The sequence below is a fragment of the Streptomyces griseosporeus genome (assembly GCF_014656055.1).
Taxonomy (GTDB): domain Bacteria; phylum Actinomycetota; class Actinomycetes; order Streptomycetales; family Streptomycetaceae; genus Streptomyces; species Streptomyces griseosporeus.
The window spans coordinates 586474-610914 of record NZ_BNBR01000005.1; the positions used below are offsets into that span (position 1 = coordinate 586474).

Consider the following 24441-nt stretch of genomic DNA (forward strand, 5'->3'; position numbering starts at 1 on the left):
TCCGGCACCGGAACCCGTACCGAAGCAGTGCACCGTCCGCTGACGCGCGCCCGTCCCGTCGACCGCCTCTGCCTCAAGGACGTATGCCATGACTGTCATCGGCGTGCTCGCAGCCGCCTTCCTCCTTGTCGTCGCCGCCGTACTGCTGGTCTTCTCCCGGCTGTTCCGCAAGGTGGAGCAGGGCAAGGCGCTGATCGTCTCCAAGCTGCGCAAGGTCGACGTGACCTTCACCGGGCAGGTCGTGCTGCCGGTGCTGCACAAGGCCGAGGTGATGGACATCTCGGTGAAGACCATCGAGATCACCCGGGCCGGCAAGGAAGGGCTGATCTGCCGGGACAACATCCGCGCGGACATCCGGATCTCGTTCTTCGTCAAGGTCAACCAGACCGTGCAGGACGTCATCAAGGTCGCCCAGGCCGTCGGCACCCAGCGGGCGAGCGACCAGCGGACGCTGCAGGAGCTGTTCCACGCGAAGTTCTCCGAGGCGCTGAAGACCGTCGGCAAGCAGATGGACTTCACCGACCTCTACACCCAGCGCGAGGAACTCCGCTACAAGATCATCGAGTTGATCGGCGTCGACCTCAACGGCTACCACCTGGAGGACGCGGCGATCGACTACCTGGAGCAGACACCGCTCACCCAGCTCGACCCCGCCAACGTGCTCGACGCCCAGGGCATCCGGAAGATCACCGAGCTGACGACGATCGAGCACGTGCGCACCAACGAGTTCCAGCGCACCGAGGAGAAGGAGATCACCCGGCAGAACGTCGACGCCCGCGAGACCATCCTGGAGCTGGAGCGCCGCCAGGCCGACGCCGAGATCAAGCAGCGCCGGGAGATCGAGACCTCCCGGGCCCGCGAGGAGGCCGAGACCGCGAGGGTGGTCGAGGAGGAGCGGCTGCGCGCTCAGTCCGCCTTCCTGCGGACCGAGGAGCAGCTCGGCGTGCAGCGGGAGAACCAGGCCCGTGAGGTCGCCGTCGCCGCCAAGAACCGCGAGCGGGTCATCGCCGTCGAGAACGAGCGCATCGAGAAGGACCGCCTGCTGGAGGTCATCGCGCGGGAGCGGGAGACCCAGCTGACGAAGATCGCCGCCGAGAAGGAGGTCGAGGCGGAGAAGCGGGAGATCGCCGAGGTCATCCGCGAGCGGGTCGCCGTGGACCGTACGGTCGCCGAGCAGGAGGAGGCGATCAAGAAGCTGCGCGCCGTGGAGCAGGCCGAGCGGGAGCGGCAGGCCGTGGTCATCGCCGCGGAGGCCGAGGCGCAGGAGAGGCTGGTCAAGGACATCAAGGCCGCGGAGGCCGCCGAGCAGGCCGCCACCCACCGCGCCGCCGAGGAACTGACCCTCGCCCAGGCCCGGTTGAAGACGGCCGACCTCGACGCGCAGGCCAAGCTGAAGCTCGCGGAAGGTGTGCAGGCCGAGGCCGCCGCCGAGGGACTGGCCGCCGTGCAGGTCCGCGACAAGGAGGCGGAGGTCGTCGAGAAGGCGGGCCGCGCCGAGGCCGAGGCGACCCAGGCCCGGCTGCGCGCGGAGGCCGAGGGCGTCCGGGCCAGGGCCCTCGCCGAGGCGGAGGCGATCGGCGAGAAGCTCAAGGCGGAGGCAGCCGGTCTCACCGAGAAGGCCGCCGCGATGGCCGCGCTGGACGAGGCGTCCCGCGGGCACGAGGAGTACCGGCTGCGGCTGGAGGCGGAGAAGGCCGTCCGGCTGGCCGGACTGGACGCGCAGCGGCAGGTCGCCGAGGCGCAGGCCACGGTGCTCGCCACCGGTCTGGAGAACGCCGACATCAGCATCGTCGGCGGGGACTCGGCCTTCTTCGACAAGCTGGTCGGCTCGATCGCGCTCGGCAAGGGCGTCGACGCCTTCGTCCAGCACTCCGAGACCGCGCGGACGCTGGCCGGGCCCTGGCTGGACGGCACGTCCAGCTTCACCGACGACCTCGCCCGCATCCTCGGCCCGGTCTCCACGGCCGACGTGCAGAACCTCACCGTCTCGGCCCTGCTGATGCGGCTGATGAAGTCGGGCGGCACGGACGCCGGGCACCTGAAGTAACTCCTCGACAAGGCGGGCGAACTCGGCCTCGCCGACACCCCGCTCACCGCCCTCGACGGCGCGGCGAGGGTCTGACCCGGACCAGGTGGTGCCGGAGCTGCCGCACAGGGGACGGCAGCTCCGTCGCCGCCCTCGTCCGCCACCTTCTCGAAGGGATGAACCGTCCATGGTCACCGCCCTGGAGACCGGTGCGTACGACGTCGTGGACGCCGGCACCTACGAGGTGCTGCGCGACCGGCTCACCACGCAGGCCCGCGAACTCGCCCGGCGTGCCGGACTCCTCGACAGCCGCCGCGTCGAGGAGTTCGGCACGGCACGGCTGGAGCTGGCCGGCACCCGGCGCCTGCGGACGGACCACGCGTGCGTGCCGCGCGATGTCGTGGCGGTCGGGGACGCCCTGCTCGTCGGCGCCACCGACCGGCCCGGTCCCCGCCCGCAGACGGCGGTCGCCGACGTGTTCGCCCTGTACGACCGGGAGCTGAACCGGCTGCCCGAGACGGCCGTATCCGGCCTGCTGGACGACCCGGCCTTCGTACGGGAGTTCGCGGACCTGCACCGCTACTACCGGCAGGCCCGCCTGCTCCGGCTGCGCCGGACCGACGGCCGACTGCTGGCGGTCTTCCGCACCGGCGAGAAGACCGACGACATCCGCGTCCTGCGCTGGGCCCTGGACGAGACCGGCCGGCCGGCGTTCCTCGACGCGCGTGGCGAACGCGACGACACCTTCCCGCCCTCCCACGACCTCACCTGGACCGAGGCGACCCGCGAGGACCATGTCCTGGGCCGCCACCCGCATGTCTCCGTCCGGGGCGAGCTGTACGTCGCCACCGTCGGCGGCGCCCTCACCGTCAAGCTGGAGAACGACACCGAGACGGGCGAGGGCATCCACAGCGAGCCGGTGGACGAGCCGCTGCAGGCGCTCGCCGACGCGGACATCGCGCACGCGCGCGTGGGCGCCCTGACCCTGCTGCGCGTGCGGCCGTACAAGGAGGACACCCACCGGTACCTGGTGTTCAACACCCTCACCGAGGCGGTCGTCCGCCTGGACGGGATCGGGCAGGCCTGCCGCCGGCTGCCCGAGGACCAGGGCATCGTGTTCCCCGGCGGCTACTGCCTGGCCACCGGCGCCCACAAGACCTACGAAAACGACGCGGGCGGCCTGGAGTTCGAGCGGGAGATCCGCTCACCCAACGGCGAGGACGTGCTGTACGCGTTCCGCGCCCGTGGGGCGAGCCGCGGTCTGCTGCTGTCGTACAACACCATCCGCAAGGAGTTCGCGAACCCGCTTCCCTGCCGTGGCTGGGCCCTGTTCGACGACGGCGCCTTCGCGGTGCTGCGTGCCGACGGCGAGGAACCGGCGCAGGCGCATCCGGTGCAGCTGTGGGACTCGCCCTACGTCTCCGACGCCCACGCCGCCGGCGCCCCCACCGGCAGCGGCGCGCTGGGGCGCGTGGGCAACGCCGACCTCGTGCGCGGCATCGCGTCGTGCCTGTCCGTCGCGGGCCTGGCGCGGGAGGAGATGACGACGAGCCAGGGCTACCGGGAACTGGCCGCCGCCTGTGTGCGCGCCGCCGACGCCCACCACTGGCTGGCCGACGCCGAGCTGGGCGACCTGCTGGGCGCGCTGGACGCGGTCCGCGGGACGGCCGAGCAGGTGCTGGCCGAGTTCGAGACGGTGCGCGCGCTGACCCGGCAGGCCGCCGACGCCCTGGACGAGGCCGCCGAGCGGATCGCCGCCGTCGTGCGCCGACTGCGCGGCGAGGCACCGAAGGAGGCCGCGGCCTGGGTGCGCGGGCTGACCGAGCTGCGGCACGCCCACGGCCACCTGCTGACCCTCAAGGAGATGCGCTACGCGGACGGCGCCCGCATCGACGCCCTCGCCGCCGAAGCGGAGGCCGACCTGACCGCCCTCGGGCAGCGCGCCGTGGTCTTCCTGGCCCGCGAGGACGCCTTCGCCGGCCCGCAGAGGGAAGTCGAGCAGCTCATCGCCGACGCCGAGGCCATCACCACGGTCGCCGAGGCGGCCCCGCCGGCCGCCAGGCTCGACGCACTCGGCGACACCCTCCGGACGGTCACGGACGTCGTCGCCGCGCTGGACACGGGCGACGCCACCGTCCGTACGTCCGTCCTGGAGCGCATCGCCGGGGTGCTGGCCGGCGTCAACCGGGCCCGTGCCACCCTCGACGCCCGCCGCCGGGCACTGGCCGACCGCGAGGGCCGCGCCGAGTTCGCCGCCGAGAGCGCGCTGCTCGGGCAGGCCGTCACCGCGGCCCTCGGGGCCGCGGTTACCCCGCAGGCGTGCGACGACCAGCTCGCCCGGCTGCTGAGCAGGCTGGAGGACCTGGAGTCCCGCTTCGCGGAGTCGGACGAGTTCCTGGGCGCCCTGTCCGACAAGCGCACCGAGGTCCACGACGCCTTCGCCACCCGCAAGCAGTCGCTCGCCGAGGCCCGCGCCCGCCGCGCCGAGCAACTCGCCGCCTCCGCCGGCCGCATCCTCCAGACCCTCGCGCGGCGCTGCGCCACCCTCCCCGACGCCGACGCGATCGCCGCCCACTTCGCCTCGGACCCGATGGTGGCCAAGGTCCGCCGCACCGCCGACGAGCTGCGCGCGCTCGGGGAGAGCGTGCGGGCCGAGGAACTCGACGGCCGCCTGAAGGCCGCCCGGCAGGAAGCCGACCGCGCCCTGCGCGACCGCACCGACCTGTACGCCGACGACGGCCGTACCGTCCGCCTCGGCGCCCACCGCTTCGCCGTCAACACCCAGCCCCTCGACCTGACCCTGCTCCCGCACGGCGACGGCCTCGCCTTCGCCGTCACCGGCACCGACTACCGCGCCCCGGTCACCGACGCCGGCTTCGCGGCCACCCGCGCGCACTGGCAGCGCACCCTGCCCTCGGAGTCACCCGAGGTCTACCGCGCCGAACACCTCGCCGCCCGCCTGCTGCGCGAACGGGGCCCGGCCGCCCTCGCGGCGGCCGAAAACCTCCCGGCCCTGGTGCGCACGGCGGCACAGGAGGCGTACGACGAGGGCCACGAGACCGGCGTCCACGACCACGACGCCACCCTCGTCCTCACCGCGCTCCTGCCCCTGTACGACGGTGCCGGCGTCCTGCGGCACGAACCCGCCGCCCGCGCCGCCGCCCAGCTCTTCTGGACCCATGGCACCACCCCCGGGGCACGCCAGGCGTGGACCCGCCGGGCCCTCTCGCTGGCCCGTGCCCGGGACACGTTCGGCCTGGCACCCGCGATCGGCGACCTGGAGCGGGAGCTGGCCGGGGAGATCGGCGGCGAGGACGCGGGGGCCGCCGCCTCCTACCTCTTCGAGGAGCTGACGACCGCGCCCGACGGGTTCGTCCTCAGCGCGAGCGCCCGCACCCTGCTCGACAAGTTCCGCCGCACGGCCGGCACGAGCGCCTACGCCGACGACCTGACCGCGCTCGACGACCTCCCGGCCCGCCGCCAGCTGGTCGAGGCATGGCTGTCCTCGTACGTGGCGGCCACCGGCACGGACCTCGCCCCGGGCGAACAGGCCGAGGCCGTGGCGGCCGAACTCTGCCCCGACCTGCCGCGCTACGACGGCGACGCCCCGCTCACCGCGACGGCCGAGGGCCTGCTGGGCACCCACCCGCGCATCACCGCGGGCCGACTGCCCCTGCGCCTGGACGAGTTCCTCGCCCGCACGGCACGCTTCGCGGAGCGGGACGTGCCCGCCCACCGCGCCTACCAACGGCACCGCACCACCCTGGTCACCGCCGAACGCGCCCGCCTGCGCCTGGACGACCACCGGCCCCGCGTCATGTCCTCCTTCGTCCGCAACCGGCTCGTGGACGAGGTCTACCTCCCGCTCATCGGCGACAGCCTGGCCAAGCAGCTGGGCACCACGGGCGACACCAAACGCACCGACACCGGCGGCCTGCTGCTGCTCCTCTCCCCGCCCGGCTACGGCAAGACCACGCTCGTGGAGTACGTGGCCGACCGGCTCGGCCTGATGCTGGTGAAGGTCAGCGGCCCGGCGCTCGGCCACGCCGTCACCTCGCTCGACCCGGCCGAGGCCCCGAACGCCACCGCACGCCAGGAGGTCGAGAAGATCAACTTCGCGTTGGAGGCGGGCAACAACACCCTCCTCCACCTGGACGACATCCAGCACACCGCACCGGAACTGCTCCAGAAATTCATCCCGCTGTGCGACGCCACCCGCCGCGTCCACGGCGTCCGGAACGGCGAACCGCGCACCTACGACCTGCGCGGCAAGCGGTTCGCCGTCTGCATGGCCGGCAACCCGTACACCGAGTCCGGCAGCCGGTTCCGGGTACCGGACATGCTCGCCAACCGCGCCGACGTGTGGAACCTCGGCGACGTCCTGACCGGCAAGCAGGACGTCTTCGCCGTAAGCTTCATCGAGAACGCCCTCACCGCGAACCCGGTCCTCGCCCCGCTGGCCGGCCGCGACCGCGCCGACCTCGACCTGCTGATCCGCCTGGCCCAGGGCGACCCGACGGCCGGAGCCGGCCGGCTGACCCACCCGTACCCGCCGGCCGAGCTGGAGCGGATCCTGGCGGTCCTGCGTCATCTGCTGACGGTCCGCGAGACGGTCCTCGCGGTCAACGCGGCCTACATCGCCTCGGCGGCCCAGGCGGACGCCACCCGCACCGAGCCGCCCTTCCAGCTCCAGGGCTCCTACCGCAACATGAACAAGATCGCCCAACGGGTCCGGCCAGTCATGAACGACACCGAGCTGGCGGCCCTGATCGACGACCACTACCGGGCCGAGGCCCAGACCCTGACGACGGGCGCCGAGGCCAACCTGCTGAAGCTGGCCGAACTACGGCACACACTCACCGCCGACCAGACGGCCCGCTGGGCAGAGCTCAAGGCGGCGCACATCCGCGCCCGGACACTCGGCGCCCCGGACGAGGCCCCCCTCACCCGCGCGGTCGCCGCGCTCGGCCTCTTGGCCGACCGCGTGGCCGCCGTCGAGGCGGCCATCACCCGCGCCACGGCGCTCCCCCCTCCCCAAGGACGACACGCCACCGGACACCTGGAGCAGCCATGACCCCGTTCCTGATCCCCCTGGCCATAGCCACACTGATCATCGCGGCCGGCACGGTCGTACTGACCCGCCGCGACAGACGCCGCACGACGAACAGCACGGACACCCTGCACATCGAAACGACAGCCACGCAAGGCATCCGCGAAACCCGCCGCAGAGCCCACGCGTACCACAACGCGTTCTTGCGCGAGCGGGACTGAGCGAGCGGGGTGCGGAAGCGGCTCAGGGGCCCTGATCCACTCCCTTGATCAGGGGCCTGGACTTGGTACTGCGGCGTTGGGTGGCGGTATTGGAACCCACGCTCGCTTCGTCCCGAACGCGATTGCGCCCCTGGTGACCTTGGTTCAGGTCCCCCGCCCTGCTCGTTCGGCTCCGGCACCGTCCATTAAAGTCCGGAACCGTTCCGGTGGAGTCGCCTCGGTTTGGCCCCCGCTTCGGCATGCGCTGCCAGAGGCTGACCTGCCGGTACGAGCACAACGCTCGGATCGTGTGCCCGGCCTGCCGTGCGCAGGAGCCCTCAGTCCGCGGGCGCGGACCAATCCTCGGGTTTACCCAGCAGTTCCTGACACTGCTCCAACTTGAGGGCTTGAGCTTCAAGCGCGAGGATTTTGTGAGCGCCGAGCTGTTGCGTTATAAGATGCCCTGTATCCTCATTATGACTAACGGCGTACGCCATGGCGCTGTAGGAGTAACCCACGTCATGGGCAGCCCGTATCAGATTTTTGACCCCATCCTTGTGATCATCGGGCTTTTCGAGTGCCTGCCAGTCTCCTGCAAGGTGAAGGAAGGCTTCTCCGGCCACGTCGAAGTTATGAGAAACCGCGTCGCGTTCAGATTGCGCCGGATCCGACTTTTCATCCATCTCCACGAAGGATCCGGTTGCCTCGTCCATCTTGTTGCCGATGGAGGGGACTTCCTGCTGGCAAATTGCATTGGCATTATCTTGCCACTCGCTAAATGTAGGCGCGTCGCTCTCCATTCGAGTTAGAACGAATGCGAGAAGACCAATGAGGGTCGACGTGACGCCCGCCCACCAGCCGATATGGGAGCGCAGCCTGCTTCCGAGTGAATCTCTTGAAGGCTCACGCGACCCCTGCCCGGGCGCAGAAGAGTCTGGTTCTGGCGAAGCGTCATTCATAACCGCCTCCGCGGCTTCCGTACGAGCGCGGATCACGCAGGTCTGCTCGCGTCACCCCAATCCGGCATCAGGTCGTTCCCTGCCACACGCGGAATGTACACATAAGCACCTGAAAAACAGGGCGGGGGCTGAACGGCGGAAGCTGCACCGTCGACCTATCCCTGGCCGTCCTGAGGTTGTGCTGGGGAGCCAGGTGCCGCCGCAGGCACCGGATAGTCCTGAGGTCTGAGGAGTCTCTCGTACCATGCACGATGGTCGGGAGCCCTACCTTCGGCCAATTGACCTTCGCGCCTCTCCTCACGCCTCAGGCAAAGCCAAACAACCAAGCGCCAGAGAATTTCAATAATGCATGCGGCGGAAGCTATGGCTAGAGTCGTTACGCGTGCTGCGACGAAGTGACCCTTTGGGGGGATCAGTACGAATACAATGCCGATCAGAAGGAAAAGGACGCCAGCGTCATAAGCTACCCGTGAACGCTTGTCCCACATTTGAAACCCTTTATAGTGGGTGCGTTGTTCAGCTCTGAGTAGCGCGAGCTCTTGTTCATTTGGACCCTCAGGCCACCAGTCACACATCTGCCGTGGCGTAGCAACGTAAATCATCGACCAGAAAGTAGCGTGTACTGTCATTATGAAGAGTGACGCAGCCGCGACGAAGCACATCATCGCCCAGTCCCTCCAAGGGACTAGAGACGCTTTGATTGAGAGTGTGACCAGCGTCGCCGTCAGGGAGAAGCCTGCGAGAAACGGTGCTGCCCTGGTCCCCACCATTTGAGCAGCTTCCGGGAAACCAAAGCGCTTGGGTACTACCCAGCGAAGATTCCTCGTGGCTCTCCAGGTTGCGAGTTCGTAAGGCATGGTACCCACCAACCCGTGCCGAGAAGGGCTCGCTACCAGCCTGCACCAATTCGGCCGTCTTCGCACCCCGACGACGTTCGCGCAAAGGGCCTTCACGCGATCACCGAGGCATAAACCCAGGCCTCTGCTCGGCGAGCGCATGGAGTCGTGCAAGGTAGTCTTGCGCCGCTGGCTCGGAGTTATACCGGCGCCGCATCTCGGCGGCGAGTTCACGGCTGGTCATGATGAGCGACGGCACCGACTGACGGTCTCCTTCGAGGGCTCGCTCACCCATGATCAGAGCCTGTTCCAAGTCGCCCTCACGCGCCGCCGTGACTCCGAGCGTGACCCGGGCTTCCGCGTTGCGCATGGGCGAACGCTCCGTGCCGTCGAAGTCTGTTCCTGCCCTCAGTACCTCTTCGGCGAGCGTGCGCGCAAGCTTGTCTTCGCCGACCAGGCGGTAGCAGTCCATCGCGTAGAAGCCGAACTTGGCTGGGTCCACCACGAAGTGGTTGTCAAGGTTCTCGGGGTACGGCATCCCTTCGAGCAACCGCCGCCCCTTGTCCAACGCGACCTCGACTTGCCGGCGGTCCCCGATCCGCGCCCACGCCTTGGCTTCCTGGGCTGCGAGCTGCACGGCGACGCCGTGGTGCTGTGCCGTCTCGGCTCCGGCCTGCGCCGCCGCGATGACGCCGCGGTAGTCGCCGGTCGTGAGTGCGAACCATGCTCGCATCTCGTGCGCCCACCCGGCGACCTCCGCATGGTCAGCCTCGGTCGCGAGTGAGAGCGCGGCCTGCCGCGTCGACGCGGCTGCGTGACGGGCGCCTGTGTCGTACTCGACACAGCCGACCAGTAGCGCGAGCCAGCCGGACAGTGCGAGCACCTCGCGGTGCTGTGCGAGCGTGAGGCTCTTCGTGTGGAGTTCGACGACACGGCGTAGCCACTGTCGCCCCTCGATGAGGAGCTGTTAGCTCGGCATGAACGGGTACTCCGAGGCGAGTCGGTCCGCCGTGATCCGCAGGGCATCAAGCGTGGCGTTGTCGACGTCGGACCGGTTGAGGCGGCTGACGAAAACCCGCCTGAAAGGGCCCGTCATGACCCCCGCCCTGCTCGCTATCACCCTGGTTGTCGGCGTAACGCTGTGTTACGTCGCCGTATGTGCTTGCCTCGCCGTTCGGCAACTGCCGCAAGTGCAACGGCTGGGGCTTCGCTATGAAGACCGACCGCAAGGGCCGAGTAAAGCGCGGCAAGGACTGCCGCCGCTGCCGCTCCACCGGCAAGCGCATTCGCGTCGGCCGCTGGCTCTACAACCGCTGGACGCGCATCTACCGCGCTGGCACCGGTTGAGCAGGCGACCGGCGACCGCCCGTCATGAGACGTACCCCGCTCCTAGCTGGAGCCAGGCGGGCGCGGTCGCCGGTCTAGCGCCCCGAGCTTGCCAGCACCTGGGGCGCGCTGAGCGTACCCACCCATCCATCTCGCCCGGAAGCGAGTTCTCTGCTGTGATGCTCAACATCTCCGCCGTGTTGCTGTTCGGCGCCGCATCCGCGTTCGCAGTTAAGACCAAGTCGGCCGGCGGCGGCGCAGCCCTCGTCCTGTTCCTGTTCGGTTTCTTCACCGCCGGGACCGGCGCGTACGAGCCCATCCACAACCTCGTGCAGGCGTCCGCCGACGCCCTCTTCGCCCTCGGTAAGTGAGAGGAGACCAACCCGTGAACGAACACGTCCCCACCCTGCGGCCAGACGCGTCGACCGCGCCCGCGTACGACCCGGCATCGCTGGAGCTTTACGCGCCCGCCACGGCGGCCGTGGAACTGGCCGCCGAACGCGGCCCCGTGTTGTGGGTGCCCGACGCCTACGGGCGCATGGTCCTGGAGACGACGGACGGCATCCCGCCCCATGTCGCGGTGTGGCGTTCGGTGCGCAAGCACGGTGAGACCAAGACCAGGAAGAGCCGCCGGACCATCGCTCTGCCGAAGCAGGTGGTCGAAGTCCTCGAAGAGCACATGCGATGGCAAAAACAGGAGCGGGCATCGAGCGGGAGGGAGTGGAGCCCGACTGGCCGTGTCTTCACGACCCGGAGTCGACGCGGCAAACGTCCGGCGGGACTTCAAGGCTATCGTGAAGAAGGCCGGGCTGAAGCCTGAGTGGACGCCGCGGGAGCTCCGGCACAGCTTCGTGTCTCTGCTCTCCGACCACGGCATCCCCTTGGAAGCGGATCGCGCTCGTGGTCGGTCACAGCAGCCAGGCGACCACAGAGGCGGTCTACCGCAAACAGCTCCGACCCGTGATCACACAGGGCGCCGAAGCAATGGACGACATCTTCGCCGAAGATCATGAAGGGGAGGACACGGAGGGCCAGGGAGAGGGCGACGCGGTCGCCTGATCAAATTCGTTTGGCCCCCTGTTTGGCCCCCAAGCACGACAGAGGGCCAATCGCGATCATGCGATTGACCCTCTGACCAGCGTCGGGGTGGCGGGATTTGAACCCACGACCTCTTCGTCCCGAAGCAACTTGAGCAGGCGCTCCAACTTGAGCCAGGGAACTGCTCACCTGCGGCGACCGTCCATGGACGTCCGTGGGTGTCCACCGTTGTGCGCGGGCGTTGTCACGCAGTTAGACACTCACCCAACAGCGCCTGAGGGCCCGGCTCCTGCCCCATAGATCTGGCGCGCCAACTCCTCTCAACTGATCGAGGCCGGCACCGAGCCATCAGCTTGGGAAGCTGCGATCACTTGCCGCCGGATCGGGCGCTGACCACATAAACAGCTGTGCAGCGGCGCCTGTGGACGGGCCGATGTCACCGTGATTCCCCGCTGTTCCCTGCCCGATGTGACGTGCTTGCGGTGCAGGGCTGCCGTGTCGATTGGGGCAGGAGATCGCCAGTTTGTGCCGCGGGCCTCCGGTAGCGACCTTGTCCAGAGTGAGCGATGATTCTGTTGAGGTGGTTGTTCCTAAGGATTCCTTGGGGGGCCCGATGAAGGTCTTCCTCTCATGGTCGGGATCGCTTAGTGGCGCTATCGCTAAGAGCCTGAACAACTGGCTGACACCCATGTTGCAGTCCGTCGATTTTTGGATCTCTACACACGACATATCTGCCGGACAGCGCTGGTTTGATCGCATAAGCCGCGAACTGGACGACACTGACTTCGGCGTCGTCTGCCTTACACGCAAAAACGTAAAGGCGCCTTGGGTTAACTTTGAGTCAGGCGCCCTGGCAAAGAGCATCGAAACAGCCCGAGTGGTTCCCGTGTATGTGAATCTAAAAGCTCACGACGTGGGTGGTCCGCTGTCGAACTTTCAGGGCATCCCTCTAACTGAGGATGGAATTAGGAGTCTGGTGCACGATGTCAATGCAGTTAGTGAGCGCCGGGTTCCTCAGGGGCCACTCGATGGACTGTTCGATGCGATGTGGCCACAACTGAAAGCAGATCTTGATAAGGCGCGCCAAGATTTTAAGCAGGAGGAAGAAGAAGAAGGGCCTCCTCGAAGTGCTGAGGAGATGTTTGGTGAGGTACTGGGTCGGCTACGCCATGTCGAGGCGCGCATGGAGAGAGAAGCGCCGCGTCGGCACTGGAAAGAGGAGGGAATTCCATCGCATCTCCTCCTAAGGCTACTCCGGGAGATTGAGCCGCCGAAATCAGAGGAAGAGTGGGAGGAAAGGCTTAAGCGACTTGAATGGATAGCGAGGGGGCGACACTATAAACCCGAATAACTCGCGCCAAAATTTGGGCAAAGCGGTAGCAAAAGGTATCCACCAGACGGGGAGCTTCAGATGTCGATGGTATCTGAAATCCGTGTGCACAGCTGGTCGGAACTAATGGAAGCTCTAACAGATGATCAATGGCAGCCATCGCGGGGGATGTACCGAGCCAATGTAGTGTATCGGGGCCTTTCTACGGCACGGTACGATTTGCACACGAGCCTCTTTCGCCTTCGAGGGAACGCGAGTGGTGAGGTGGAGAAGCATCTCCTGCGCAATTTCCGCAAATATGCTCATCGCGACACGTCTCCGGGGGACTGGGATTGGAACTGGCTGAGTGTGGGACAGCACCACGGTTTGCCCACTAGGCTTCTTGACTGGACGTTTTCCCCTTACGTCGCTCTGCATTTCGCCACCTCAAACAGGCAACATTTTCACCGTGATGCAGCAGTGTGGTGTGTGGATTACGTTGCCACCCATAAGCTCCTGCCGCCTCCGCTGTATGGTCAGGTTGAAGCTCTAGGGGGAGGTCTATTTACCACGGAGATGCTCTTTAATGCAGCCAAGAATCTCGAAGCATTTGATAAGTATCGAGATCTGCGTGACCGTGGGTTGCTTGTCTTTTTCGAACCGCCTTCGCTCGATGACCGGATCGTTAACCAAGCGGCCGTATTTTCAGCGATATCCGATCCAACGGCCTGCCTTAGTGACTGGTTGCGAGAGCATTCAGATCTGTACAGGAAGGTGGTGATTCCGCATGACATTAAGTGGGTAGTGCGCAACCACTTGGACCAGGCGAACGTTACGGAGCGTGTGCTATTCCCGGGCCTTGACGGACTGAGCGATTGGCTGTTGCGCTACTACGGCGAGAGGCCGATTACTCACCCGCAGGCGCCAGGAGCGCCTGGCCCCAATTAAGGTCAGCTCTGGTAATATTTGGCGCTGTTGCCATCGCAAGGTCGGCGGAGCGGCTTTGGGCTGGAGCTGCTTTGGGGCGAGTGATCATGGCCCCGTAAGCTTCCGGCGCGTCGGGCAGTCTGTGGACCTGCCCGTTAAAGCACGACGTTGGGGCCATGATCTTAGAGGCTCGCCCCAAAGTGGCTGCCTAAAGCCGTGGAGCCGACCGCCCCAGCCACAGAGGGTGTCTCCCACTTCATGCCCGCAGCCGCCGAGCGCGCCGCCGGGCGCGGCCAGCCGGGGCGAAGACAGGAGGCAGGCCGCGCCGCAGAGGCGGCGCGCGCCCGCGCCGTGCGCGGGCCTTGATGAAGTAGAGAAAGTCTTATCCCGCTGGGATGAGGCGCTTCCCGTCGTGGCTCCGCACGTGGGGGCCGTTGCCGTCCAGCGCGTCCAGGAGCCTGATCGCGTAGACCTCGGCCATGCGCTCGCTGACCTCGTCGGGGGTGAGCCACTCGACGGCTGTCGACTCGCTCGACGTGCGCTCGGCGCCGCCGGATGGCTTGCAGCGGAAGACCAGGGCCACGACTCCTCGGGTGGTGTTCTTGTAGACGCCGGTCAGCTCGTCCACCTCGACCTGGACGCCTGTCTCCTCCAGGACCTCGCGGACTACGCCGGCCTCTGGGGTCTCGTCGAGTTCGAGCACTCCGCCGGGCAGTTCCCAAGTGCCGTTGTCGGCACGGCGAATCGCCAGGAGCCGCCCGTCTTCACGCACCACCACTCCGGCTACGGATACGGAGTGCAGCGGCGCGGGCGTTGCTCCTTGTGATTCACTCATGTACAGGAGCATAGGAGGCAGAGAAGGACTATGGGAACCGCAGCAGGAGGTGAGCGGTCCGTACCTCGCTACGTGCAGATCGCTGACGAGATCGTGCAGCAGATCAGGGCTGGCGTCCTCAAGCCCGGCGATATGGTGCCGAGTGAATCCGAGCTGGTCGACCGCTACGGCGTGTCCGGCGGCACGATCCGCAAGGCCATGGTCGAGGTGCGGGCGAGTGGGCTTGTCGAGACACGGCACGGCAAGGGCTCAATCGTGAAGGACCGGCCGCCGGTCCGGCACCGCTCGTCCGACCGCTTCCGCCGCTCACACCGCCGCGGCGGCAAGGCCGCCTACCTCGCCGAGTCGGCCCAGTCCGGCGCCACTGCCAAGGTGAGCGTCCTGTACATCGGGCCCATGGAGGCTCCGGAGGATGCAGCTCAGCGGCTCAGCGTCGATGCCGGCGCCCAGGTGCTCGCCCGCCGTCGTCTCTACTTCCGCAACGGCACCCCCGTCGAGACCGCAACCTCCTACCTCCCCTGGGACGTGGTGAAGGAGATCCCGGAGCTGTTCGCCGAGAACCCCGGCGGCGGTGGCATCTATGCCCGACTCGAGGACCACGGGCACGAGTTCGCGGAATTCGTCGAGACCTTGCAGGCGCGGCCGGCCTCCAAGGCGGAGGCGTCCGAACTCGCCCTCAGCCCCGGTGCCCCCGTGGTTCACCTGATCCGCGAGGCACGGACGACCGAGGGTCGCGTCGTCGAGGTCTGCGACACGCTCATGGCCGCTGACCAGTTCGTTTTCGAGTACCGCATCCCGGCTGCCGACTGACGCTCACTCAACTCCCCGCAACCCGTCACGACTTCCGAGTCGCGGCGGGTTGACTCATGTATAGGAGTGCTGCACTCTTCTTCATGTCACTCATATACATGAGTGACGGAGTCCCACCTCTGTAGAGGAGTGCTTTGCCATGCGCCAGATCCCCGTCGACACCACCGCCGCCACCGTGATGGTCGCCAAGACCCCGCAGCCGAAGGTGAAGGACCGCCGCACCGGCGAGATCGCCATGGACGCCGACACCGGCGCCAAGCTCATGACCGTCGACGTGATGTTCGCCGCTAACGAGGAAGTCGAGATCCTCTCCATCACCGTCCCCGAGACCGGGATCTCCGGTGACCTGGCCATGGGCACCCCGGTCGCCCTGACCGGGCTCATCGCCCGGCCCTGGGAGAACGAGTTCAACGGCCAGAAGCGGCACGGCATCGCCTTCCGCGCGATCGCCGTGACCTCCCTCGCCGACATGGCCACGAAGGCGAAGGCGGCCTGACCGTGACCGCCTTCACGGTCACGCTCGTGCTGGTCGTCGCCGCTGCGGGACTCCTGCGGTGGCGGCGCCCCGCCTGGTACTGGCTGACCTTCGGGGTCACCCTCGCCGCGATCCGCGTCCTCGTCCGGTACGCCTCAGTCATGGACGCCTGCGGACTGACCGTCCCGCCCTCGCGCTGGCGCCTCGCCCTCGCCCGGATGACCAACCGGCCAGTCCCCGAGTCCCGCCCGCCGCGCATCCTGAGCCTGCGGCCCACACGCACCGGCCTGGCCTTACGGCTCAAGCTGCGGCCCGGACAGGACGCCTTCGACTTCGCCGCCGCCTCCGACCGGCTGCGCCATTCCTTCTCGATGTACGGCGTCACCTCCCGTGAGCTGCGCTCGGGCGTGATCGAGCTGAGGATGACCGGCTACGACGTACTCAAGCGGGTGCAGATGCCCGCCCGGCTCGACACCGGCCCGATGCGGGTCCCGGTCGCCCTGCGCGAAGATGGCTCGGTCCACTACCGCGACTACCGCGCGATACCCCACGCCCTCACCCTCGGCGCCACCGAATCCGGCAAGTCTGTCTACCAGCGCAACATTGTCGCCGGGCTCGCCCCGATGGACGTCGCCCTGGTCGGCATCGACTGCAAGCAGGGCGTCGAACTCTTCCCGCTCGCCCGCCGCTTCTCCGCCCTCGCCGACAACCCCGACACCGCCGCCGAACTCCTCGACGCACTCGTGACCCGCATGGAGGACGTCTACCAACTCATCCGCGCCGAGCAGCGCATCACCGCCGACGTCCCGGACGCCGAGATCGCCGCCGACATCTGGGACCTGCCCGACCACCTCCGCCCGACCCCCATCGTCGTCCTGGTCGACGAGGTCGCCGAACTCGCCCTCTTCGCCACCAAGGAAGAAGAGAAGCGGCGCGACCGCATCATCACTGCGCTGGTCCGCCTCGCCCAGCTCGGCCGCGCCGCCGGCATCTACCTCGAAATCTGCGGCCAGCGCTTCGGCTCCGAACTCGGCAAGGGCATCACCATGCTCCGCGCCCAGCTCACCGGCCGCACCGCCCACCGCGTCAACGACGAGACCAGCGCCAACATGGCCTTCGGCGACATCTCCCCGGACGCCGTCCTGGCCGCCATCCAGATCCCCGCCGAAATGCGCGGCATCGCCATCGCCGGTGATTCGACCGGCGGCTGGCACCGCATCCGCGCCCCGCACACCTCGCTCCGCCAGGCCGCCAACATCTGCAACCGGCACGCCGACCGCACCCCGGAACTACCCGAACTGGCCCCGTTCCGCCCCGCGCTGACCGGCATCCCCGCAGCACCGCTGCCGCTGTCCAAGACAGCCCCCGTCACGGCCTGACCTTCCTGCCCCCCCGGTCGGCGCGACCGCCTTCGCGCCAAGTCCCTACCCCGCCATGCCTGATGAAGGGAGAACGACCGCCATGTGCCCCGACTGCGAGGACTTCGCCCGCACCGTGCTCCTGCTCGGCCAACTCGCCCTCTACGCCGACATGAACGGCGCTGACCTCGACTTCGTCGAAGCCGTCAGCCCCTCGCTGGCCGCCTCGCTCCCCGAGCCCCCCGACACCGCCGCCGAGGGTTCCTGATGGCCACCCGTCCCGGACTTCGTGTCGACGCTGTCCTGGTCCAGGCCGTCATTGCTGGAGCCCTGTCCTTCGCGCACCTGCACGACCTGGCCGCCGCTGCCGGACAGGACGGCTGGAAGGCCTGGGCCTACCCGGTCAGCGTCGACCTGCTGTTGGTCGCAGCCTGGCGACGGCTCCGCAGCGAAGGACCCTCCCGACTCGCCTGGTCCTGGTTCCTCATCGCCCTGTTCGCCTCGCTCGGCGCCAACGTCGCCACCGCCGGATTCCTCGACCTGGCCGACCCGCCCGCCCTGCTCCGCCTCGGCATCGCCGGATGGCCCGCACTCGCCTTCCTCGGCGGCACCCTGCTCGCCCACTCCGCCAAGCACCAACACCAGACGCAGCCGGAACCGCCGGCATCCGAACCCGAGCCCGAGCCCGAGCCCACCCCCGTGCCGGACACAGTCCCCGAGCCCGACCCGGAGCCCCCCGCCCACGAAGCAGACCGACCCCCGGCCCCGCAAGCCGACGAGCCCCCGGCACTTCCGGCCCCGGCCCCCGCGGTTCCCCCCGTCCTCGTCGACCACGCCCGCAAGGTCGCCGACGAGTACCGCGTCCGCACCGGCTCCCCGATCGACACCGACACCCTCCGCGCCCGCCTCGGCGTCCCGCCCCACCTCGCCGACGCCATCGCCGCCCACCTCGCCTGACCAGGAAGGAGAACCAGCCATGCCCACCCGCGACAACTTCCACTCCGTGATGCGGATCGGCCCGGTGCAGATCGGCACCCACCGCGACCGCAACGGCCAGACCAAACACGCCGCCGTGTGCAGCTCCGACGGCTGCGGCTGGTCCGCCGACTACACCAGCCAGACCGCCGCCCAGCTCGCCGCCCGCACCCACCGCTGCCGCGTCCGCTAGGAGACCCACCGCCATGCAGGTCCCGCTCTGGTTCGCGCTCCTCGCCGTCGGCTACCTCGGCGTCAAGCTCATCCGCCCGCCCGCCTGGCTCATCGCCGTACTGCTCCTCGGCGGCTTCCTCCTCGCCGACAGCGTTCTCGCCCCCGCGATCAACAGCCTCATCAAGTAACCACCCGAGGGAGATCACCGATGCTCCGCCCGAAGATCCCCACCATGCCCACGCCGACCGGCCTCGCCACCCCGCCCGCCGTCGTCGAGCCGACCACCATCACCCCGAGCGCCACGACCCCGCCGGCCACCCCGGCGCCTGCAACGCCGTCCCGGCCCACGGTCCAGCTCACCCCCGGCACCGCGCTCGCCCTCGTCGGCGGCACCACCGCCGTGGTCCTGGTCCTCGGCGCCGTCCTCGTCTCAATGCTCCTGGCCGTCGCCATCACCGGCGCCTCACTCGCCATCTGCGCCCTGGTGATCCGCTCGCTCGTCCACGCGGACGCCAAACGCCGCTGACCGGCCCCCGGGGCGGTCGTCAACCGCCAAGAAGCCGCCGCCCCGGGAGCCGTGCCCCTGTCCGATCTCGCAACCGGAAGGAACTCCCAGCATGACCCACCGCACCACACCGCCGCCCCGCATCTGCCCCCACTGCGACGGCTTCGCCTCCGCCGCCATCACCCTCGGCGGCCGCGACCGGCACGGTCACCTCTGCACCATCACCGCCCACTGTCCGGCCTGCAATGGCCTCGGCATCCTCCCCGCCCGCCGGGCCAAGGAGGGCGCCCGTGCCTGACACGCTGCTCGACCCGACCACCCTCGGCGACCTGCTGAGGGTGGCTTCTGCCCCCGACTACACCCGCTGGGAAGACCAGGTCCGCCGCACCGGCGGCTGCTCCGACCCCATCCACCTGCGCGGCTGGGTGCTGCACAAGGACAAGACCACCGGCGAGACCCTGCACCACTACTCCACCGAGAACGAGCCCGGCGGACGCCTCCGCCTCGCCTGCGGCAACCGCCGCGCCTCCCGCTGCCCCGCCTGCGCCTGGACCTACGCGGGCGACACCTACCACCTCATCCGCGCCGGACTCGCCGGAGACGACCGCCGCGACATCCCCACGACCGTCCGCGACCACCCCCGCGTCTTCGCCACCCTCACCGCACCGTCCTTCGGCCCGGTCCACAACCGACCCGACCGAGGCACCTGCCGCTGCGGCACCCGCCACCCGGTCGATGACCCGGCCCTCGGCACCGCGCTCGATCCGGAAACGTACGACTACGCGGGCGCGGTCCTGTTCAACAACCACGCCGGGCAGCTCTGGCAGCGCTTCACCACCCGGCTCCGACGCGAGATCGCCGCCCGCGCCGGCCTCACCCGCAGCGAACTCGCCGACCACTGCCGCGTCTCCTACGGCAAGGTCGCCGAATTCCAGAAGCGCGGAGCGCTGCACTTCCACGCGGTCATACGCCTCGACGGCCCCGAAGGCCCGGACACCCCGCCGCCCGCCTGGGCCACCGTCGACCTCCTCGCCGACGCGATCCGCGCAGCTGCGGCCCACTCCTATACCTCGGTCTCGGTCCCGGCCGCCGCAGACCAACCCGCCCGGACCTTTCGCTGGGGCACCCAGCTCGACGTCCGGCCCGTGAAGGCCTTCGGAGATGGCTCCGACATCACCGAACAGGCCGTCGCCTCGTACGTCGCCAAGTACGCCACCAAGGCCGCCGAGAACACCGGCACCCTCGACCGCCGTATCGGCGAACTCTCCGAACTCGACCGCCATCAGGTCCCGGACCACACCCGCCGCCTCATCACGGCCTGCAAGGAACTCGATCCGCTCTACCCCGACCGCCGCCTGTGGGCCTGGGCTCACATGCTTGGCTTCCGCGGCCACTTCAGCTCCAAGTCGCGCCGCTACTCCACCACCCTCGGTGCCCTCCGCCAGGAGCGTGCCGACTACCGCGCCGCCCAGGAACGCGAAGCCCTCGGCCTGGACGACACCGAGCCGGACACCGTCTTGGTCCTGGCCGACTGGCAGTACGCCGGCCACGGCCACACCCCCGGCGAATCCGCCCTCGCCGCCACCATCGCCCGCGACCTCCAGCTCAACCGCGAGACCGCCCGCGAAGCCCTACGCGACCACCTGGCACTGGAAGGAGCCGCCGCATGACGACCGCAACCGCCGAGCTGCTGACCGTGCCGGAAGTGATGGCCCGGCTCAAGGTGGGCCGCTCCAAGGTCTACGACCTGATCCGGACCCACCGTCTCGCCTCGATCAAGATCGATGGCGCCCGCCGTATCCCCGCCGACGCGGTGCGCGACTTCATCCAGAGCCAGCTGGTGGAGGCCGCCTGATGACCAAGCGTCGTAGCCGCGGTGATGGGGGCCTGCACTGGGACGAGAAGCGGCAGAGGTGGATCGCCACAGCGCACCTCGGCTACGACCCGAGCGGCAAGCGGATCGTCAAGCGGGGGAGTGGCAAGACCAAGACTGAGGCCAAGAACAAGCTCAAGGAGGTGTTGCGAGACCACGAAGACGGCCTCGCGATCGCGCCGACCGGCTACACGGTCGCTGACGCCGTCAATGACTGGCTCGCGTACGGCCTGGCGGGCCGCGACCCCCGCACCGTCGAAACCTGCACCATCCTGAGCCAGAACCATGTGATCCCCGCCCTGGGCGCCCGGAAGCTTAGAGACCTCAGTGCGGAAGACGTTGACCGCTGGCTCGCCGCCAAGGCACAGACCCTCAGCACTCGCACACTGCAAGCTGTCCACTCCTGTCTGAACCGCGCAGTCAAGCGAGCCATGGCGCGGGACAAAGTGAAGCGCAACGTCGTCGAGTTGTGCTCGGTACCCCAGGGTCAGCCGGGGCGGCCGTCCAAAGCGCTGACCTTCGCCCAGGCCGAGGCGGTGCTCAAGGCAGCCGAGGGCACCTCGATGCACGCATACATCGTCGTCGCCCTCCTGACCGGTGCCCGGACCGAGGAGCTGCGTGCCCTCACCTGGGACCACGTCTTCCTGAAGGGGCGCCCGGACGCCGATCCGCCGCAGCCCCCGCACATCGCCGTGTGGCGCTCGGTCCGGCGCGGCGGGGACACCAAGACCCGGAAATCCCGGCGAACGCTCGCCCTGCCGGCGCGCTGCGTCGAGGTCCTCTGGCAGCACTTCGAGGACCAGGGCTGGGACCGGCTCGCCGCTGGCGACAAGTGGGAGGAACATGGACTCGTCTTCTCGTCGGCCGTGGGCAAGCCCCTCGATGCGACCAACGTCCGCCGCGCCTTCCGCCAGGCGCTCAAGGACGCCGAAGGGATCAACGCCGACGAGTGGACTCCGAGGGAGCTTCGGCACAGCTTCGTGTCCCTGCTCTCCGACCGTGGCGTCCCGCTGGAGGAGATCTCCCGGCTCGTCGGTCACTCCGGCACGGCCGTGACCGAGGAGGTCTACCGGAAGCAGATCCGGCCCGTGATCCAGACCGGTGCGGTGGTCATGGACGGCATCTTCAAGCGGGGTCCGGAGCGGTAGTCACGCAGATAGACACGCAGACGAAAACAGGTGAGGCACCTAGGAACGTTCCTAGGTGCCTCACCTGCTGTTACGGCTGTCGGGGTGGCGGGATTTGAACCCACGACCTCTTCGTCCCGAACGAAGCGCGCTGCCAAGCTGCGCTACACCCCGATGTCGCTGCTTGTCGCGGCGACGACGTTTACTTTAGCCCACTGGCGGCCGGAGACGAAATCCGGTTTTCGGGTGGTGGTGGGCGCGGTAGCGGACCAGGTTGGGGCGCAGGTGGTCGAGGGCGACCAGGAGGACCGCGAGGCCGTAGAAGGAGAGGCCCAGGAGGAGGGCGTTGGCCAGGACGCTCTTGTAGCCGTGCTGGTCGACGTCGAGGAAGGGGTAGAGGTAGCGGGCCGGGGCGCCGGGGAGGTAGAGCAGCTCGGCCCGGGCGAGGGAGAAGGCCAGGTAGGCCAGGGGGTAGAGCATCCACGTCGCGGTCTTGCGCAGGCGCAGGGTGCCCGGCGTGGTCAGCAGGAGCCAGTCCAGGGCGGCCGCCGCGGGGGCGACGGTGTGCAGGAGCTGGTTGGCGAGGGTGTGCCAGCCGGAGGCCGGCGCGCCCGTCATGGTGAACGGTGTCGTCGTCGAGGGCGCGAGCACCAGGTGGTAGACCAGCGCCGCGATCACCACGTAGAGGAGTGTGGCGCCTGTCACGGCCGACGGCAGCGGGCGGCGGGCCGTCCAGGCGCGGCGGGCCGAGAAGACGCAGACCACGGCGAGCAGGATGTTGCTCTGGACCGTGAAGTAGCTCAGTACGCGGGCCGGGCTGCCGAGCAGCAGCGCCAGCGTCACGCCGCCTGTCGCCAGTGCGGCGACCAGCAGGCGGCACACGGCGGCCAGCGGGCGGCTGACGGGGGTCACCACCGCGGCGGCGGGGACGGGCGAGGGCAGCAGGGCGGGCGGGCCCGGGACCGCGGGCAGGTCCGGGATGTCCCTGGGTATGGGGGCGGTCATGCCCCAAAAGTAAGGAAAAGGGGCATGTCGGGCGATGTGGGCGGGCCGTGTGGGTGACCCGCCCAGCCTGTGCCGATTGCTCCGGCTGCTACTCCCGCCCCACCAGCGTCAGCAGCGTCGCCTCCGGCGGGCACGCGAACCGTACCGGCGTGTAGCGGTTCTGGCCGCAGCCCGCCGAGACGTGCAGATACGCCGTACGGCCCTCCGCCGTGTGCGTGGACAGGCCCTTCACCCGGTCGGTGTCCAGGTCGCAGTTGGTGACCAGGGCGCCGTAGAAGGGGATGCAGAGCTGGCCGCCGTGGGTGTGGCCGGCGAGGACCAGGGGATAGCCGTCCGCGGTGAACGCGTCCAGCGTGCGCAGGTACGGCGCGTGCACCACGCCCATCGAGAAGTCCGCCGTATCGGACGGACCGCCGGCCACGCGCGCGTACCGGTCGCGCTTGATGTGCGGGTCGTCCAGGCCGGTCAGCTCGACCGACACCCCCTCGACCTTCAGCGTGCCGCGCGTGTTGGTCAGGTTGAGCCAGCCCGCCGCGTCGAAGCCGTCCCGCAGGTCCTCCCACGGGTTGTGGATCGCGCCGACCGCCGGCGCGTTGCCGTTCAGGCCGTGCCGGCCGGTCGCCTTCTCCAGCAGATAGCGGGCGGGGTTGCGCAGCTTGGGGCCGTAGTAGTCGTTCGAGCCGAAGACGTACGCGCCGGGGAACTCCATCAGCGGGCCCAGCGCGTCCAGCACCTCCGGGACGCCCTCCGGGTCGGACAGGTTGTCGCCCGTGTTGATCACGAAGTCGGGGCGCAGCCCGGCCAGCGAGCGCAGCCAGCGCTGCTTCTTGCGCTGTCCGCCGACCATGTGGATGTCGGAGACCTGGAGGACCCGCAGGGGCCGCATACCGGACGGGAGGACGGGGACGGTGACCCGTCGGAGGCGGAAGGAGCGGGCCTCGAAACCCGCGGAGTAGACGAGTCCGGCGGCGCCAACCGCCGCGATTCCCAGGGGAACTCCGTATCGCGCGCGCATGTGCCCATCGTGTCAGACCGCGGCCCCGGGGCATGACTCGAGCTGCGCCGCCGTAAATGCATGGGCGTCCGGTCTGCCGTACCTGCGACAATCAACCCCATGACCACGCTCAAGTCGAAGCTGCAGGAAGACCTCAACGCCGCGATCAAGGAGCGCGACGAGCTCCGCTCCTCGACGCTCCGGCTGACGCTCGCCGCGATCACCAAGGAGGAGGTCGCGGGCAAGGAGAAGCGCGAGCTCTCCGACGACGAGGTCCTCAAGGTGATCACCAAGGAGGCGAAGAAGCGCCGCGAGGCGGCCGAGGCCTTCGCCCAGGGTGGTCGCGCCGAGCAGGCCGAGCGGGAGAAGGCGGAGGGCGAGGTCCTCGCCGACTACCTGCCCAAGCAGCTGTCCGATGAGGAGCTGAACGCGATCGTCGCCCAGGCCGTCGAGGAGGCGAAGGCGGCGGGCGCCGAGGGGCCGAGGGCCATGGGCGCCGTCATGAAGATCGTCAACCCGAAGGTGGCCGGACAGGCCGAGGGCGGCCGGGTCGCCGCCGCGGTGAAGAAGCTGCTCGCCGGCTGACGCCCGGGACTTCTGCGGTACTACGACGACGAGGGGCGCCCTCCGCCTGGAGGG

General features: G+C 68.9%; 23 protein-coding genes, 1 tRNA gene and 3 pseudogenes. 21 read left to right on the top strand and 6 right to left on the bottom strand.

Going from position 1 to position 24441, the window contains the following annotated elements; genetic code table 11:
• Nucleotides 1–88: 88 nt before the first annotated feature.
• From IE308_RS25780 to IE308_RS25790, 3 genes and pseudogenes are all read left to right on the top strand, one after another.
• A pseudogene (locus tag IE308_RS25780) lies at nt 89–2122 on the top strand (flotillin family protein).
• A gap of 91 nt (nt 2123–2213) precedes the next feature.
• Nucleotides 2214–7100, top strand: a complete 4887-nt coding sequence (locus tag IE308_RS25785) for a DNA repair ATPase (RefSeq protein ID WP_190219724.1) — start codon at nt 2214–2216, stop codon at nt 7098–7100.
• Nucleotides 7097–7297, top strand: coding sequence for a hypothetical protein (locus IE308_RS25790; RefSeq protein WP_190219725.1), 201 nt, complete (start codon nt 7097–7099; stop codon nt 7295–7297). Before IE308_RS25785 ends, IE308_RS25790 begins: the two co-directional genes overlap by 4 nt.
• 317 nt (nt 7298–7614) lie before the next feature.
• Here IE308_RS25790 and IE308_RS25795 read toward each other — a convergent pair whose 3' ends face one another.
• Nucleotides 7615–8076 carry a hypothetical protein gene (locus IE308_RS25795; RefSeq protein ID WP_190219726.1) on the bottom strand — a complete coding sequence of 154 codons (462 nt, stop codon included), beginning with the start codon at nt 8074–8076 and terminating at the stop codon, nt 7615–7617.
• A 1116-nt stretch (nt 8077–9192) separates the two neighbouring features.
• The gene (locus IE308_RS25800) at nt 9193–10029 is read right to left on the bottom strand and encodes an NsdA family TPR-like regulatory protein (RefSeq protein ID WP_506005321.1); all 837 of its coding nucleotides are present in this window, start codon (nt 10027–10029) and stop codon (nt 9193–9195) included.
• A gap of 136 nt (nt 10030–10165) precedes the next feature.
• Between IE308_RS25800 and IE308_RS25805 the strand changes: the two are divergent.
• The 5 genes and pseudogenes from IE308_RS25805 (at nt 10166) to IE308_RS25825 (ending at nt 13692) form a co-directional block, all read left to right on the top strand.
• A pseudogene (locus tag IE308_RS25805) lies at nt 10166–10418 on the top strand (hypothetical protein).
• A gap of 158 nt (nt 10419–10576) precedes the next feature.
• Nucleotides 10577–10768: a hypothetical protein gene (locus tag IE308_RS25810; RefSeq protein WP_373314589.1), complete on the top strand. Its 192-nt coding sequence runs from the start codon at nt 10577–10579 to the stop codon at nt 10766–10768.
• A 170-nt stretch (nt 10769–10938) separates the two neighbouring features.
• Nucleotides 10939–11456, top strand: a pseudogene (locus IE308_RS37610) (site-specific integrase); the annotation flags it as partial.
• A gap of 538 nt (nt 11457–11994) precedes the next feature.
• Nucleotides 11995–12786 carry a toll/interleukin-1 receptor domain-containing protein gene (locus IE308_RS25820; protein ID WP_190219728.1) on the top strand — a complete coding sequence of 264 codons (792 nt, stop codon included), beginning with the start codon at nt 11995–11997 and terminating at the stop codon, nt 12784–12786.
• Nucleotides 12787–12933: 147 nt separating this feature from the next.
• Nucleotides 12934–13692, top strand: coding sequence for an FRG domain-containing protein (locus IE308_RS25825; protein ID WP_229909138.1), 759 nt, complete (start codon nt 12934–12936; stop codon nt 13690–13692).
• Between the two features lie 361 nt (nt 13693–14053).
• On the opposite strand, the gene IE308_RS25830 is transcribed toward IE308_RS25825, so the two are convergent.
• Nucleotides 14054–14518: an NUDIX hydrolase gene (locus IE308_RS25830; protein WP_190219729.1), complete on the bottom strand. Its 465-nt coding sequence runs from the start codon at nt 14516–14518 to the stop codon at nt 14054–14056.
• Nucleotides 14519–14536: 18 nt separating this feature from the next.
• On the opposite strand from IE308_RS25830, the gene IE308_RS25835 reads away from it, so the two are divergent.
• The 12 genes from IE308_RS25835 (at nt 14537) to IE308_RS25890 (ending at nt 21824) form a co-directional block, all read left to right on the top strand.
• A complete protein-coding gene (locus IE308_RS25835; RefSeq protein WP_190219730.1) occupies nt 14537–15316 on the top strand; it encodes a GntR family transcriptional regulator in 780 nt (259 codons plus the stop codon).
• Between the two features lie 139 nt (nt 15317–15455).
• Nucleotides 15456–15812, top strand: a complete 357-nt coding sequence (locus IE308_RS25840; RefSeq protein WP_190219731.1) for an SCO3933 family regulatory protein — start codon at nt 15456–15458, stop codon at nt 15810–15812.
• Nucleotides 15813–15814: 2 nt separating this feature from the next.
• On the top strand, nt 15815–17170 hold the full coding sequence (locus IE308_RS25845) for an FtsK/SpoIIIE domain-containing protein (RefSeq protein ID WP_190219732.1): 1356 nt from the start codon (nt 15815–15817) through the stop codon (nt 17168–17170).
• 82 nt (nt 17171–17252) lie between these two features.
• On the top strand, nt 17253–17417 hold the full coding sequence (locus IE308_RS25850) for a hypothetical protein (RefSeq protein ID WP_190219733.1): 165 nt from the start codon (nt 17253–17255) through the stop codon (nt 17415–17417).
• Complete coding sequence (locus tag IE308_RS25855) at nt 17417–18106, top strand: DUF2637 domain-containing protein (protein WP_190219734.1); 690 nt, start codon at nt 17417–17419, stop codon at nt 18104–18106. The genes IE308_RS25850 and IE308_RS25855 overlap by 1 nt, the downstream gene beginning before the upstream one ends.
• A gap of 19 nt (nt 18107–18125) precedes the next feature.
• Nucleotides 18126–18317 (top strand): mobile element transfer protein, encoded by a 192-nt coding sequence (locus IE308_RS25860; protein WP_190219735.1) that lies wholly within the window; start codon nt 18126–18128, stop codon nt 18315–18317.
• A gap of 13 nt (nt 18318–18330) precedes the next feature.
• Nucleotides 18331–18486 carry a hypothetical protein gene (locus tag IE308_RS25865; protein ID WP_103784904.1) on the top strand — a complete coding sequence of 52 codons (156 nt, stop codon included), beginning with the start codon at nt 18331–18333 and terminating at the stop codon, nt 18484–18486.
• Nucleotides 18487–18506: 20 nt separating this feature from the next.
• Entirely contained in the window at nt 18507–18824 is a 318-nt protein-coding gene (locus IE308_RS25870; RefSeq protein ID WP_190219736.1) for a SpdD-like protein, read from the top strand.
• A gap of 91 nt (nt 18825–18915) precedes the next feature.
• Nucleotides 18916–19101: a hypothetical protein gene (locus tag IE308_RS25875; RefSeq protein WP_190219737.1), complete on the top strand. Its 186-nt coding sequence runs from the start codon at nt 18916–18918 to the stop codon at nt 19099–19101.
• The gene (gene repSA / locus IE308_RS25880; RefSeq protein ID WP_190219738.1) at nt 19094–20473 is read left to right on the top strand and encodes a replication initiator protein RepSA; all 1380 of its coding nucleotides are present in this window, start codon (nt 19094–19096) and stop codon (nt 20471–20473) included. Before IE308_RS25875 ends, repSA begins: the two co-directional genes overlap by 8 nt.
• Nucleotides 20470–20658, top strand: a complete 189-nt coding sequence (locus tag IE308_RS25885; protein WP_190219739.1) for a helix-turn-helix domain-containing protein — start codon at nt 20470–20472, stop codon at nt 20656–20658. Before repSA ends, IE308_RS25885 begins: the two co-directional genes overlap by 4 nt.
• Nucleotides 20658–21824 (top strand): site-specific integrase, encoded by a 1167-nt coding sequence (locus tag IE308_RS25890; RefSeq protein ID WP_190219740.1) that lies wholly within the window; start codon nt 20658–20660, stop codon nt 21822–21824. Before IE308_RS25885 ends, IE308_RS25890 begins: the two co-directional genes overlap by 1 nt.
• A gap of 79 nt (nt 21825–21903) precedes the next feature.
• Here the strand turns inward: IE308_RS25890 and IE308_RS25895 are convergent.
• From IE308_RS25895 to IE308_RS25905, 3 genes are all read right to left on the bottom strand, one after another.
• Nucleotides 21904–21977: transfer RNA gene (locus tag IE308_RS25895), tRNA-Pro, on the bottom strand.
• Nucleotides 21978–22010: 33 nt separating this feature from the next.
• Nucleotides 22011–22808 carry a Pr6Pr family membrane protein gene (locus IE308_RS25900; protein ID WP_190219741.1) on the bottom strand — a complete coding sequence of 266 codons (798 nt, stop codon included), beginning with the start codon at nt 22806–22808 and terminating at the stop codon, nt 22011–22013.
• Nucleotides 22809–22896: 88 nt separating this feature from the next.
• Nucleotides 22897–23823, bottom strand: coding sequence for a metallophosphoesterase (locus tag IE308_RS25905; protein WP_190219742.1), 927 nt, complete (start codon nt 23821–23823; stop codon nt 22897–22899).
• A gap of 99 nt (nt 23824–23922) precedes the next feature.
• On the opposite strand from IE308_RS25905, the gene IE308_RS25910 reads away from it, so the two are divergent.
• Nucleotides 23923–24387: a GatB/YqeY domain-containing protein gene (locus tag IE308_RS25910; RefSeq protein WP_110629489.1), complete on the top strand. Its 465-nt coding sequence runs from the start codon at nt 23923–23925 to the stop codon at nt 24385–24387.
• Nucleotides 24388–24441 lie beyond the last annotated feature (54 nt).